12 protein-coding genes are annotated in these 14,038 nt (G+C 48.7%); 2 read left to right on the top strand and 10 right to left on the bottom strand.

Features of this window, described 5'->3' with window-relative positions:
- Positions 1 to 18 precede the first annotated feature (18 nt).
- From murG to mraZ, 10 genes are read right to left on the bottom strand one after another with little or no spacing between them, the layout of a single operon-like run.
- Positions 19 to 1,242, bottom strand: coding sequence for an undecaprenyldiphospho-muramoylpentapeptide beta-N-acetylglucosaminyltransferase (gene murG / locus BGP75_RS09035; protein WP_369832112.1), 1,224 nt, complete (start codon positions 1,240 to 1,242; stop codon positions 19 to 21).
- Entirely contained in the window at positions 1,239 to 2,594 is a 1,356-nt protein-coding gene (ftsW, locus tag BGP75_RS09030) for a putative lipid II flippase FtsW (RefSeq protein ID WP_076717914.1), read from the bottom strand. Before ftsW ends, murG begins: the two co-directional genes overlap by 4 nt.
- Positions 2,591 to 4,063: a UDP-N-acetylmuramoyl-L-alanine--D-glutamate ligase gene (gene murD, locus BGP75_RS09025; protein WP_076717912.1), complete on the bottom strand. Its 1,473-nt coding sequence runs from the start codon at positions 4,061 to 4,063 to the stop codon at positions 2,591 to 2,593. Before murD ends, ftsW begins: the two co-directional genes overlap by 4 nt.
- 44 nt (positions 4,064 to 4,107) lie before the next feature.
- Entirely contained in the window at positions 4,108 to 5,190 is a 1,083-nt protein-coding gene (mraY, locus tag BGP75_RS09020; protein ID WP_076717910.1) for a phospho-N-acetylmuramoyl-pentapeptide-transferase, read from the bottom strand.
- A 2-nt stretch (positions 5,191 to 5,192) separates the two neighbouring features.
- On the bottom strand, positions 5,193 to 6,623 hold the full coding sequence (gene murF, locus BGP75_RS09015) for a UDP-N-acetylmuramoyl-tripeptide--D-alanyl-D-alanine ligase (protein ID WP_076717908.1): 1,431 nt from the start codon (positions 6,621 to 6,623) through the stop codon (positions 5,193 to 5,195).
- Positions 6,616 to 8,202: a UDP-N-acetylmuramoyl-L-alanyl-D-glutamate--2,6-diaminopimelate ligase gene (locus tag BGP75_RS09010; RefSeq protein ID WP_233152889.1), complete on the bottom strand. Its 1,587-nt coding sequence runs from the start codon at positions 8,200 to 8,202 to the stop codon at positions 6,616 to 6,618. The genes murF and BGP75_RS09010 overlap by 8 nt, the downstream gene beginning before the upstream one ends.
- A gap of 1 nt (position 8,203) precedes the next feature.
- Positions 8,204 to 9,976 carry a penicillin-binding protein 2 gene (locus BGP75_RS09005; RefSeq protein ID WP_083704716.1) on the bottom strand — a complete coding sequence of 591 codons (1,773 nt, stop codon included), beginning with the start codon at positions 9,974 to 9,976 and terminating at the stop codon, positions 8,204 to 8,206.
- Positions 9,973 to 10,293 (bottom strand): cell division protein FtsL, encoded by a 321-nt coding sequence (ftsL, locus tag BGP75_RS09000; protein ID WP_083704715.1) that lies wholly within the window; start codon positions 10,291 to 10,293, stop codon positions 9,973 to 9,975. The genes BGP75_RS09005 and ftsL overlap by 4 nt, the downstream gene beginning before the upstream one ends.
- A 36-nt stretch (positions 10,294 to 10,329) precedes the next feature.
- Positions 10,330 to 11,265, bottom strand: a complete 936-nt coding sequence (gene rsmH / locus BGP75_RS08995; protein WP_076717906.1) for a 16S rRNA (cytosine(1402)-N(4))-methyltransferase RsmH — start codon at positions 11,263 to 11,265, stop codon at positions 10,330 to 10,332.
- Positions 11,266 to 11,276: 11 nt separating this feature from the next.
- Positions 11,277 to 11,732: a division/cell wall cluster transcriptional repressor MraZ gene (gene mraZ / locus BGP75_RS08990; protein ID WP_076717904.1), complete on the bottom strand. Its 456-nt coding sequence runs from the start codon at positions 11,730 to 11,732 to the stop codon at positions 11,277 to 11,279.
- A gap of 1,064 nt (positions 11,733 to 12,796) precedes the next feature.
- On the opposite strand from mraZ, the gene BGP75_RS27180 reads away from it, so the two are divergent.
- Complete coding sequence (locus BGP75_RS27180; protein ID WP_233152888.1) at positions 12,797 to 13,507, top strand: hypothetical protein; 711 nt, start codon at positions 12,797 to 12,799, stop codon at positions 13,505 to 13,507.
- Entirely contained in the window at positions 13,498 to 13,869 is a 372-nt protein-coding gene (locus tag BGP75_RS08980; RefSeq protein WP_076717899.1) for a hypothetical protein, read from the top strand. Before BGP75_RS27180 ends, BGP75_RS08980 begins: the two co-directional genes overlap by 10 nt.
- The last annotated feature ends 169 nt before the right edge of the window (positions 13,870 to 14,038 follow it).

Raw genomic sequence — 14,038 nt, 5'->3', positions numbered from 1 at the left:
TCATACTGGTATCTGTTTTTAGCCTTCACGGGCCACTCCTGATATGGATTTAATACACTGTTCGGCGACAATCTGACTGGAATCGATCCTGGCTAGTGATCGTGCAATTTCCGCCATTTCTAGCAGTCTAGACCTGTCATTTAATTCGGTTAACAAATCGATCAGACGTTCTTCAGTTAATTCGCTCTGAGGAAGCAAAACACCGGCTTTATGAGTCGTAAGATAACGGGCATTTTCTGTCTGATGATCATCTACGGCATGGGGATAAGGGACCAGCAAAGAAGCAACGCCAGCCGCACAGAGTTCGCTGACGGTCAAAGCTCCTGCTCGACAAAGCACAAGATCAGCCCATTCATAGGCCTTATTCATGTCATCAATAAACGCAACCACCCGCCCCTTGACCTGAAATTGGTTGTAATCTTCGGCAGTAGAATCAAAATTGCGTTTACCGGCCTGATGCCAGACATCAGGCCGGTTATCTTCCGCTATCCGGGCTAATGCCCGAGGCAGCGTTTCGTTTATCGCTTTCGCGCCCAGGCTCCCCCCGATCACCAGCAATCTCAGCGGCCCCTGACGAGTGCTGTAACGCACTGCAGGAACCGAGACATTGACAATATTGCTGCGAATGGGATTCCCGGTACAAAGCGCATTGGCACCACCGGCAAAGGCACCCGGAAACGCTTCCATAACCTGAGTTGCCAACTTTGACAGTACCTTGTTGGTCATCCCGGGAATTGCGTTTTGCTCATGTATCAGGACCGGCACCCTCAACAACCAGGCAGCTAACCCTCCAGGCCCGCTCGCGAAGCCTCCCATGCCCAATACGCAATCAGGACGTACACTCTGTATAACTCTCAGGGCCTGCCAAAGAGCTCGAAACAACCTTAAAGGAGCTGCCAGCAGGCTCAAACGCCCTTTACCCCGTAAACCTGATACGCTGATAGTATGCAAAGTGATATTTGCACTCGGCACCAAATCAGCTTCAATACCTGCGGACGTGCCCAGCCACTGAATATCAATCCCCCGATCCCGCATAATCTCAGCAGTAGCCAGGGCCGGAAAAACATGCCCACCGGTCCCCCCAGCCATAATCAGCACCCTTGTGTTTGCAGGCATCGTTTTTGCGGACACCGGTTTTGCAGACATAGGCTTTACCGATGCCTCTTTCGTTGACAGGCCTTTACCGGAAGTCCCACCGTTCATGACCTGTACTTTCGATTCATTGATCTGGACAGTATTCATGATGTCGCCTCCAGACCTTTGGAGAAGTCCCGGGATACCCTGACATTCTTATTTAGATCCGCAGCATTCAGGCCTTTAGCATCTAGACCCATGGCATCAGTTTTTTCCCGTTTCTTTCTTTTTTTCGCTTTATTATCAGTGTTCACCCGCTCAGCACCTTCGTCCTGATGGGCACCTTTTTCGGCTATTTTTTTCGCTATATAGTGATTTTCAAACTGAATGCGCGATAGTAACGCCAGCATTACCATCGATACGATTAAACTACTTCCGCCATAACTCACCAGCGGCAGAGTCAACCCTTTGGTAGGTAGTACGCCAACATTAACACCAATATTAATCAGCGCCTGGGCTGCGATAACCAACCCAATGCCATAGCAGACATAGGCTTGGTAATAACGCTTCATCAGCTCAGATTTCCGACCAATGTAGAATGTCCTGACAATCAGAACGATAAACAGTGAAACTATCAGCAGGGCACCAATCAGTCCAAGCTCTTCCGCTAATACCGAAAATACAAAGTCGGTATGGGCCTCAGGAAGATAGAACAGTTTTTGCACGCTGTTACCCAGCCCCAACCCGGAAAATTCTCCGCGACCAAAAGCAATCTGAGCCTGCGACAATTGATAGCCGCTGCCAAAAGGATCTGCCCAGGGGTCAAGAAAGGTAATCAGTCGTTGCATTCGATAAGGTTGGGAAACGGCCATACCAGCGACCAAGCCTAAACTCCCCAGTATAACCACGAGAAACTGACCAAGACGCATACCACTGAGGAAAATCATTCCCAGTACCGACCCCATCAGAACCACTACCGCTCCAAAATCAGGTTCGAGAATCAGCAACACTATAAATACCGAAACCACTCCCATAGGCTTCACAAAACCACTCCAGCGAGTGCGTACTTCATCCAGGTGCCTGACGAGATAACCGGCCATATAGATAATCATAAACAACTTCGCTAATTCGGAAGCCTGCATGTTAATAGGACCCAGCGGAATCCACCGTTGACTACCATTAACCTCCCGACCAATACCCGGTATCAAAACCACGACCAGCAGCAAAAATGCCGCCAGTAACCACCAGTGTCCAGTACGTTGCCAAAGCTTCGACGGGACAAAAAACGCAGCTAACGCGGCAACCATACCGATAGTAATAAAGGCAAGGTGGCGAAGAGAAAAGAAGAACGGCGAACCATACCTTAGTCCTGCCACTTCCATCGAAGCCGAGGTTATCATTAAAAAACCACATAAAATCAGACAAATAGCACTAAACAACAACCAGCCATCATAGGCAGTTGATTGTTCCACTGTGGGCGTCTTGCACACCATCGGCCATTTCACTGTGGGCAGTTTCATGACTGGTCATCCTGTGACACTTTCTCTTCAGAAGCGTCTTTGTCTAAAGGCTGACTATATTCAGATGCTGCTCTTTCAGGCTGTTCTATCTCGACCAGAGCCCTCACCTGCGCCATAAACTGATCACCACGATCTTCAAAACCTTTGAACATATCAAAGCTTGCGCAAGCCGGTGACAGTAAAACAATATCCCCGGGGCAGGCAGCACTACGTGCCTGCTCTATGGCATCCTTAAAGCCGTCCACTCTTAAAACGCTAATGTCCGGTTCTAATACATCCGCGATTGATTCCCGGTCTGTGCCGATCAGCACCGCCGTTCGGCCCCACTTAAGCAAGGGCTCTTTAAGGTCGGAGAAATCAGCACCTTTACCATCTCCTCCGGCAATCAGAACAATACGGCCTTCACCTTTACGCTGGAGTTGATTGCCAAACCCTTCAATTGCCGCCAGAGTAGCACCAACATTTGTACCCTTGGAGTCGTTAAAATACTCCACCCCATTCAGTTCCCGAATCCACTGGCAACGGTGCTCCAGACCACAGAACTTTTGCAAAGTATCCAGCATGGCCTGAAGAGGAATGTTTACCGCATCACCCAGAGCCAGCGCCGCCAGAGCATTGGCTACATTGTGTTGTCCAGGCATCTTGAGTGATTCGACCGGTAGCAGTTTTTCCAACCCTCGCGCCAGAAATTGTTCTCCACCCTCCGTGATCACACCATAATTACCAATATCCGGTGTTTTCAGAGCAAACTGGGCACGAGGGGTAACTTCGGGGATCAGTGGTGCAGTTAGTGAATCATCACCATTAAATACCGCTTTTTCACAACCTTTGTACACCCTGTGCTTGGCTTGGTGATAGGCCATCAGATTCGGGTAACGATCCATATGGTCTGGGCTGACATTAAGCACCGTGGCTACCGCAGCTCTGAGCTCAGAGGTAGTCTCTAACTGAAAACTGGACAGCTCCAGCACGTACAGCTCTTTTTCATCCCCCCCCTGCTGTTCATCATTGGCTAACAGTTCCAGCACAGGAATACCCAGATTTCCCCCTACGCCAACATTAATCCCGGCACATTTAGCCATTTCTCCAACCAGAGTGGTCACGGTACTTTTCGCATTGGACCCGGTTATGGCAACGATAGGAGCCCTGGCAGCGCGACAGAAAAGATCAATATCCCCCAGAACTTCCACTCCACTCGCTTCAGCTTGACGAATCGCAGCTAAGTCACGAGAAACCCCCGGACTGACAATCAGTCGAGACGCTTGCATCAATGAATCAGCATTCAGCTCGCCACACTCCACTGGAATACCCGGGTAGTTTTCTCTGAACTGCGCAAGCAATGGAGGCTCAGCACGAGTGTCTACAACCCCAAACGCCTCCCCCAAATTGGACAGATAGCGGGCACAGGAAAGTCCGGTCTTTCCCAGACCGATGACGATGGTAAACTTGTCACTACCTATCAACGTCATGTTAATTCCTGATACTCCAGCGTTCCGATTCTTCCAGTGTCTATTTAACGAATCTTTAATGAGGCCAAGCCCACCAATACCAAGATCACCGTCACTATCCAGAACCGCACAATGACTCTCGGTTCAGGCCAGCCTTTTAACTCAAAATGATGATGCAATGGAGCCATTCGGAATATCCGCCTGCCAGTTAGCTTATACGAGCCGACTTGAAGGATGACCGATACGGTTTCCATAACAAACACGCCCCCCATAATCACCAACACCAGCTCCTGGCGCACAATGACAGCGACAGCACCGAGAGCCGCCCCCAACGCAAGAGCGCCAACATCACCCATAAATACCTGTGCAGGGTAGGTGTTAAACCACAGAAACCCGAGTCCAGCTCCCACCATGGCACCACAAAATACAATAAGCTCGCCTGAGCCGAGAATATAAGGTATCTGCAAATATTCGGCGAAACGTATATGACCACTGAGATAGCTGAATATTCCCAAAGCCCCTGCAACCATAACCGTTGGCAGAATTGCCAAACCGTCAAGCCCATCCGTCAAATTGACTGCGTTACTGGTGCCCACAATGACGAAATAGGTAAAGACGATAAAAAACAATCCCATATCCACAACGATTTCTTTAAAAAAGGGCACGATCAGCTGTGTCTCTGCCGGTCCGGAAGCACTGAGATAAAGCACCACCGCAGCGCCAAATCCTGCGATGGACTGCCAGAAATATTTCCAGCGAGCAGGTAAGCCTCGAGAGTTTTTCTCAACCACCTTCCGGTAGTCGTCAACCCATCCCACAGCACCGAAAACCAAGGTAACCACCAACACGACCCATACATACAGGTTGCTTAAATCACCCCACAAAAGCGTACTAAAAGCGATCGCAATTAAGATCAAAGCCCCGCCCATTGTGGGAGTGCCCGCTTTACTTAAATGACTTTGAGGGCCGTCGTCTCTGACCGATTGACCAATTTGATAGTGGGTCAGTTTCCGAATCATCACCGGCCCAATCAGCACCGATATGGCCATAGCTGTCAGTACACCAAGAATTCCTCGTAGAGTTAAGTACTGGAAAACAGCAAAGCCCGAATCATAGCGGGTCAGGAAGTCAGCTAGCAGCAGTAACATATTCAGCAGTTCCCCTCTGTGTTTTTATTTACCACTGATTGGCTTTCTACTGCCGAACTCTCAACTGTCAAAGGAGCCGTTAACAGAGCTTCTACAACCGTCTCCATTGCCGCACTTCTCGACCCTTTGATCAAAACCACCATTTCTTCATTTACTCTCTTATTCAGCCAAGTAGCCAAGGCCTGATTATTTTCAAAAACTCTTGATTCACCACCCTTGGTGTTAAATGCCGTCGCAGCAACCGATGCCAGCTCACCCACGGCCAACAACAGCTCAATTCCCTGTGTTGCCGCATAGTCACCGATCTCCCTGTGCAGATTGACAGCCTCAGACCCCAGCTCTCCCATGTTGCCCATCACCAGGATTCGAGTACCGGAAAGATCCCCCAGTACATCGATTGCTGCCTTCATGGAATCAGGATTTGCATTGTAGGTATCATCAATGACTCGGGTACCTGCGGACGTAGTCGAAGCAACCAGTCGTCCAGGCACTGCCTGAAACTGTTCCAACCCTGTTTTTATCTGTTGAAGGTCAATACCCAATGCTATGGCAGCAGCGGCGGCTGCCATAGCATTGGCAATCATATGGCGCCCCAAAACCTGGAGCTGGATCTGCACCGAGCCTTCATGACTATTCAGTACATATCCATAACAACCGTTTACAGCCTCTTCTATGTGACTGGCAAAAAGATCTGCGTGGGCCGACAACAAACTAAAGGTCAGATGTTTTTTATCCCTAAGCTGAGCTAACCAGATTGAAGCGCTGGGATCGTCCAAATTAACAACACCAGTCCCATCGGATGTCAGCCCTTCAAAAATTTCTCCTTTGGCTTTAACAACACCATTAAGATCACCAAACCCTTCAAGGTGAGCCCCACCGGCATTATTTAAAATAGCAACGTCAGGTTCCGCCAGACTGACGGTGTAAGCAATCTCGCCCAAGCCGCTGGCTCCCAGTTCAATTACGCCAAAGCGATGCTGGCTCTTTAATTCCAACAGGGTCAAAGGGACACCAATTTCGTTGTTCAAGTTCCCTTTAGTCGCCAGAACATCACCTTGAGTACGAAGAATGGAGGCCAGCATCTCCTTGACGCTGGTTTTTCCGCTGCTACCAGTAATCGCAACCAATGGATTGGTATACAACTGGCGGTTTAAAGCGCTTATCTGACCCAGCGCTATGCGGGTGTCTGCCACTTTTAACTGCGGAATATCAACCTGCTGAAATTCGCTGACAATAGCAGCAACAGCTCCCAGATCCCGAGCCTGAGCAACAAATCGGTTACCATCAAAATTAGGACCGCTCAAAGCAACAAACAGATCGCCTTGCTGCAAGTTACGGGTATCCGTGCTCACACGATCAAATTGAGCATCATCCCCCAGTCCTGAAGCGGACAGCGGTTTCTTTAGTTCCTCAAGGCGGAAAGCTCTATACACCACTGGCCTCCTTTTTTCCTGAACAGTCTGAATTAACAGTACCGCCCACTCTCTGACACGACCGGATCATATCAACATCACTGAATGGGTGCCGGATACCGCAGATTTCCTGATAGTTCTCATGCCCTTTTCCAGCGATCAACACAACATCTCCGGCCTTCGCTTTCAGCAATGTCAGCGCGATAGCCTTGGCCCGATCCGCCTCTACAATGACACCTTCGGTCGATGTAAAACCATCCAGAATATCTTCAATAATGAGCTCTGGATTTTCAGTTCGCGGATTATCACTGGTGACGACTGGACAATCAGACAACCGTTCAGCTATTGCGGCCATCTCGGTTCGTTTACCCGTATCTCGATCACCTCCACAACCAAACACACACCAGAGTTGACCATCACAGTGGCTTCGTAAAGCAACAAGCGCCTTCTCCAACGCATCCGGTGTATGAGCGTAATCAACGACAATAAGTCGCCCCTGACCGTCAGCGACAGATTCCATTCTTCCTGCAACACCCTGTAACCTGGCCATGATCTGGGACAGCTGATCCAGCTGAAACCCTCTCCCGATGAGGACAGCCAAGGTCGCCATCAGATTGGAAAGGTTGAATGCCCCAATGATCGATGTCTTAAAACTGATCTGGCCTAATGAAGTCTGTAGGGAGACCTCTATGCCTTGCGGTCCGAGAGAGCTTTGAGAAACCCATATCTGATTAATCATTTTCTTCTGGCTGGAACCTGTCTCTGCATTCACTTTATCAATTGCAGATTCCCCAAGACTGTAGCCAGTGATTTCGACCGTTTTTGGAATAAGCCGCAGGAGTTTGTCGGCGAAGGGATCGTCGAGGTTGATGATCGCTTTACTGATACCGTAATCCGTAAACAGCTTTGCCTTAGCAGCCCCGTACCCTTCCATATCCCCGTGATAATCCAGATGATCTCGAGTCAAATTGGTAAAAACAGCCTGATCAAAAGAAACCCCGGACACTCGGCGCTGATCAAGGGCATGGGAAGAAACCTCCATCACCAGGTTCTCTGCACCTTGCCGATGCAAATCAGAGAACATTCGCTGCAGGTAAAGCGCATCAGGCGTAGTATGGCTTGCAGTATCCAGACTGCTGAGAAATCCATAACCATTGGTGCCAATAACAGCACTTTTACTGGAGAGTAAATCGAGAGCCTGAGCAACAAAGTGGCTACAGGAAGTCTTACCGTTAGTCCCTGTAATACCGATCATATGCAACTGTTCAGAAGGCTTATGGTAAAAACGATTACCTAGCTCAGATAAACGCTGTTCAAGCCGGTCGACCGCAATAACCGGTACCTGTTTATCATTGCACTGAAGGTCCTGTTCACTATTGATTAGTATCGCAACTGCACCTTTCTCAATAGCACCCGGCACAAAATCCAACCCGTTAAACTGTTCACCTTTACAGGCTAAAAACAAATCACCTTTCTGAACTCGACGACTATCAATAGTCAAACCAGTACAGCTGACATTCTGCAGGCCGAGACGACTCAACTGTTCAGCCATTTCCGGCAGCAGTTCTGCGAGCATCATTTGGTCAACAGGTTCAATCATCTCAGTTCCAGGCCATTTGTTGTTCCAGGGAAGGTGGCAGTATGTCTGGTGCCACGTTCATCAGTCTCAAAGTACCCGCCATCACTCTGGAAAATACCGGAGCTGCCACCTCCCCTCCGTAGTACTCTTCACCCTGAGGGTCATCAATCATGACAACAGTGACATAACGGGGATTGCTGGCTGGCGCAAGACCCGCAAAAACAGCAACATACTGGTCATCTGAGTAGCCCTGGCTACCCACTTTATGAGAGGTTCCGGTTTTACCTGCCACACGAAACGATGGAACTTTTGCCCGCCGTCCGGTACCGCCTGCCTGGATAACCGTTTCCATCATTTTCACTACTTGCCGGGCTACTTTTTCTGGCATCACACGATCCCCAACGGCCTCTCCTTCCAGCTTCATCAATGACAATGGGTACTTGATTCCACCGGAAGCCAAGGTGGTGTAAGCCTGGGCTAACTGCAAAGGAGTCACTGCCAACCCATAGCCATAAGACATGGTTGCTCGCTCAAGCAATCTCTTAGCCGGATAGTGCGGTAAGCTTCCTGTACGTTCACCTGGAAAACCTGATCCGGTACTCTGTCCCAAGCCCGCATTAAAAAACAGATTTCTTACGGTATCCTCATGAAGACTCAGGGCCAGTTTAGTGACCCCGACGTTACTGGACTTGGTAATGATGCGAGTCAGGTCCAGAATTCCGTAATTACGGTGATCGCGAATAGTTTTTCCTTTAACCCGCACATAACCCGGGCTGGTATCCACCTGTGTGTCCGGTCGGTACTTACCGCTGGCCAAGGCCGCAGCGACGGTCAGAGGCTTAACTGTAGACCCGGGTTCAAACACATCTGTCGTTGCTCGATTACGCAAATGAGCAACTTTCATACGCTTTCTGTTATTCGGGTTATAGGAAGGCTGGTTAACCATCGCCAGCACTTCCCCGGTCCGCACATCAACAACCACTGCAGATCCAGATTTGGCTCTGTGCGCCTGGACCGCCGCTTTCAATTCACGATAAGCAAGGTATTGCACTCGAAGATCAATACTTAAGGCCAAATCCCTGCCCGGGTTAGCAGCACTAAGTGCCTGAATATCCTTAATCGTTCGTCCCAGTCGATCCTTCAACACACGCTTCTTGCCGGGCTCTCCTTTAAGCCAGTCGTTATAGGCAAGCTCCATACCCTCCTGTCCTAAACCATCCACATCAGTGAAACCAACCAGATGCGTCGCTACCTCTGCTGCTGGGTAATAGCGCTTATATTCGTTGTCGGCGTAAACACCTTGCAGATTCAAATCCAATACCTGAGCAGCCTGGGAAGGCGTCATATGACGCTTAAGGTAAAGAAACTGCTTTTTATGGCTACGCTTCACCAGCGCTTTAAGCTTGCGCTCTTTGATTCCAACCGCTTTAGCCAACTTCTTCAGATCATCAGCCTGCGGGCTGAACTCCTGAGGATTAAGCCAGATACTTTCAACCGGCGCACTGACGGCAAGAGGTTCGCCGTTTCGATCCAGGATCATTCCACGGTGTGCGGGTATACTGGTAGTTCTAAGGCTACGGGCATCACCCTGTCCCTGCAGGAATTCATCTTCCAGCAAGTGCAGATAAACAATGCGAGCAATTACAACGCTGGCCAAACACAGCAGCAGAATCAATACCAGACGAAAACGCCAGGTATAGACAGGCCCCAGAGCAACGTTCCCCTGAGCCTCGACCTGACTCAGGCTGTTCGCACCGCCCGGCTTATAAATTTGAATTGGTGATTCCTTACTCATTGTCTCACCACTACTATTTCATTCGGCTCTGGAACGTACATCTCCAACTTTTTAGTGACTACCGTTTCAATTCGACTGTGGGCTGCAAGAGAGCTTTGTTCCAATAACAACTGGCCCCATTCAACCTGTAAACCATCCCGCAACTGGGTCAGTTGCTGCTGTTCGTTAAACAACTGCCGATACAGAAATGCGCTGTAAATAACGGCTAACGCGGTAACAACCACAAAAACGGTCAGGATCCCAACAGCGCCCCTTCTCCAAGCTGCTGGAATCCCACCGTTTCCCCCTTCATCAATCGTTGCATTTTGACTAACCATTATCTTTGCCTGGTAAATTCACCTGGTAAACGTATATCAGGCTAACTTTTCAGCAACACGCATAATTGCACTGCGTGAGCGAACATTATTTTCTACTTCTTCATCGCTCGCTTTAACGGGCTTTCCTATCGCTTTAAGACGCTGATTCAACATCGACTGCGGAACAGGTAAATCTTTTGGAATCTCATCGCCACGTACATGTTTGCGTATAAAACGCTTCACAATTCGATCTTCTAACGAGTGAAAACTGATCACCACGAGACGACCTCCGACCCTCAATACTTCTAAAGCCTGATCAAGACACGCCGTAAGATCATCCAGCTCGTGATTGATATGAATCCGAATCCCCTGAAAAGCTCTTGTGGCTGGATTTTTACCTCTTTCCCATTTTGGATTCGCTGCCGCAACAATCTCCGATAAACGCTGTGTTGTCTCGATCGGCTTAAGCTCACGCTCATGAACAATCGCCCGCGCCATACGACGGCCAAAGCGCTCTTCTCCATAGGTAAACAGCACATCCGCAATTTCTTTCTCGCTAGCCCGTGCAAGCCACTCAGCGGCACTTTCACCTACTTCTGGATTCATTCTCATGTCCAGGGGGCCATCATTGAGAAAGCTGAATCCCCGGCTGGCATCATCAAGTTGTGGCGATGAAACCCCCAGATCTAACAGCACACCATCAACTTTTCCGGCCATGGATTTTTCCCGAACCAGAGTTTCCATTTCCGCAAAAGACCCATGAGCGATCGAAAACCGAGAGTCTTCGGAACCTAACTGTTCTCCTCCTAATATCGCCTGAGGGTCCTTATCAATGCCCAGCAGTTGCCCCTGCGCCCCCAGTTTAGAAAGCAACATGCGCGAATGCCCCCCACGACCAAAGGTACCATCCACATAGAAGCCATCTGGGTCGACCATTAGCTGATCAACTGCTTCATTCAGCAGAACAGTGATGTGCTTAAAGTTTTCACTCATTCTACCGCCCCCTATAGTGACAACGACTGCAGTTCTTCAGGAATCACGCCGTCATCCTGCCCTTCATCAAGATAGGCATCACGAGTTTGCAGCCATTGATCTTCACTCCAAATTTCAAACTTTTTACCCTGCCCCAGTAACACGATTTTCTTCTCAAGACAGGCATACTCCCGAAGAGTCGCAGGTAGCAACAATCGGCCGTTCCCATCTAATTCCAAGTCCGTAGCGTGACCAATGAGCAAGCGCTGGATTCTACGAGTAACCGGGTTAAAACTGGACAGCTGCTCAATCTTGCTTTGAATCACATCCCATTCAGGCTGGGTGTACATCAGTAAGCAACGGGAATCAGTATCAATCGTCGCCACCATCCGACCTTCACAGGTCGTGGCAATATGCTCCCGGTAACGCATCGGCATCGCCATACGTCCCTTTGCATCAAGATTGATAGGATTGATCCCTCGAAACATACCACCTGCCTAAATAAAGGTTGTTACTCATTCCTTGCTTAACAACCTATGAATTACAAATCACGCCAAAGACAAGCCTGGATCTGCGATCTAAAAAAATCGTTTTAACCACTCAAATCCAAAAATATCCACTTTTACCCACTTATACCCACTATAGCACAACATTTGCAATTATTAACCACTTCCCCCCACCGACAACAGTGGTCTCAGATCAACTAAACCTTCCTTCTATTAGCGGCACACATGATGCTCCCGACGCTCAAACAAAGCGCCAGAATAAAGGGTATTGAAATCAATAGGATTGAACTAAAGGATCAGATCTGAAGAGAACGCCAAAAGATAGCAAGATGAAAACTATGATGGACAGGCCGACTACAACCCGGGCACCAAAAAAGATAAAAACTCGCGCTTTGGCCGAGTCCGAACCAACTTAGCGCTAACATCCAACAACACTTACAAATCCCTGTGCGGCCAGCTGGATCACTTACCGATTGAGACTACTTACTTTTTGGTCGGCAGATGCAGATACACAAAGTGTTCAGATATCCAGAAACTAAAAATAAAATTGAAGAGTGTTCTGTCAAGAACAGGCTTCCACCCAGAACTTTCTCACCAATAATTTGTCGCCAAAGATTCTAACCTTCGTTAACACCAAGCTACGCACACACAACTTGAGGTCACGATTCTGTACCAGTTTCCGTACCAACACAAGGGAGAAAAGCGCAAGACATCAATGGCAGCATCCTGTAACATCACGCCGCTCATTGGAATCTACTTAAAAGGAACTTTGCATGGCTACTGCCTTGATGTGTGAAAAACCTACACCTATCTCTTCTCTAAACCACCTGTGTGACCTCCTGTCGACTGAGAGCATACAAACCGTCACTTGCGAGATACCGACTACGTTATCCCCCTATACACCCTATTTGGTCGGTGACTACTCCAGACCCCAAGACCGAGGAATAATCAACCCGCTAGCCTCTATGCCACAGTCTTCTGCTAAGAACCTGATGGGCCTAGTGTCAGAGTTTGGGGAAGACAGAACTGTCGCTATGGCTCAAGTGATGTCTACTATTAGCAACCCATACAGTACTGCTGGTATGGGTGCTGCTACCTCTGTCTATGGAGGCCGTGTTGGTGCATTTGCAGATGCTGTGAAAGCTTTTGAAAACTCTGTGATGCAACACAAGCAAGCAGTGAGTTATCGTGGTGGTCGACAAATGAGCGAGGTCAGAATGCAACGGGCCTACGAGAAAATGAATCGAATGTTTCAACTAGAGATCGAACTAGTCACCGCTGGGAAGAAGATTAGAAAAGGCCACCCACTAGCCAACATGACACGCGCTAAAAATATCGCGGAAAGCGGGCGCTCCGTTGCAAAATTGAACTTTACTAGCCAGATCGAAGCTCACAACCTCGTTAAGCTCTCAAAGTACACCAAAATATTGGGTACTGGGCTTGCAGCTATAGATTTTACTAGTCGTGTCGGTGATATTCGCAATACCTATAAGGCCGGTGGTAACTGGGAGAAGAAGATGTTTGTCGAAGCTAGCGGTTTTGCTGCAGGGGCGCTTGTAGGGACCCAGGTAGTAAATGCAGGTCTAGCATTGCTAGCTCTTACTACACCTGTCGGCTGGGTATATCTTATCGGTACAGGTGCAGTAATTCTAACAGTAGCCGCAGGCGCTTCTATGGGAACTGATTATGCAGCTAAAAAAGCTGCTGATTGGGCTTACGATCCACTATTGGAATGGATTAATTATCTATGGAAGTAGTAGGTCCTCTTTGGGGCGTTGTACTAGCTGCACTCTTTTTAACCTGCATACTATTTGTAGCCTTTGGCCAAATAACGGTTAGGAAGCTGAGGAAGAATCAAAGAACCAAAGATCAATTAGGACTGGAGCTTGCCAGTGGCTGGGACATACTAAATGTCGCTCAAGCACTGGCGTTACCTAAAGCACTGACAGACAGGTTCAAGGAGAGCTATTTGTCAGCAATGTTTGCCAATGCCGACTTACTCCGTGAACATACAAGTGTCTTCGATCGTGCTCTAGCAGCTCTCTTTTTCTGGCTTTACACCTTTACTGGGATTTCATTAATGCTGCTGACTGCTCATTATTTCATTTTCATAGAGTAGTTAGACCAGTGGTAAGCGATTGAGGAACCCACCTTGATTGGGTGGGTTTGTTATTCTAGGGTAGTCGGTTTTCTGTAAACTAGGACTCAGCTAAAGCCAAGGGTAAGTTGGGTTAGCGCAACGTAACCCAACAACAGCTTTTGATCAGGAGGGCTGATCGTTCCAGGGT

The sequence above is a fragment of the Motiliproteus sp. MSK22-1 genome (assembly GCF_001968815.1).
Taxonomy (GTDB): domain Bacteria; phylum Pseudomonadota; class Gammaproteobacteria; order Pseudomonadales; family Balneatricaceae; genus Motiliproteus.
The sequence above is the reverse complement of the archived record's forward strand: the minus strand, read 5'-3'. Positions and strand labels throughout refer to the sequence as shown.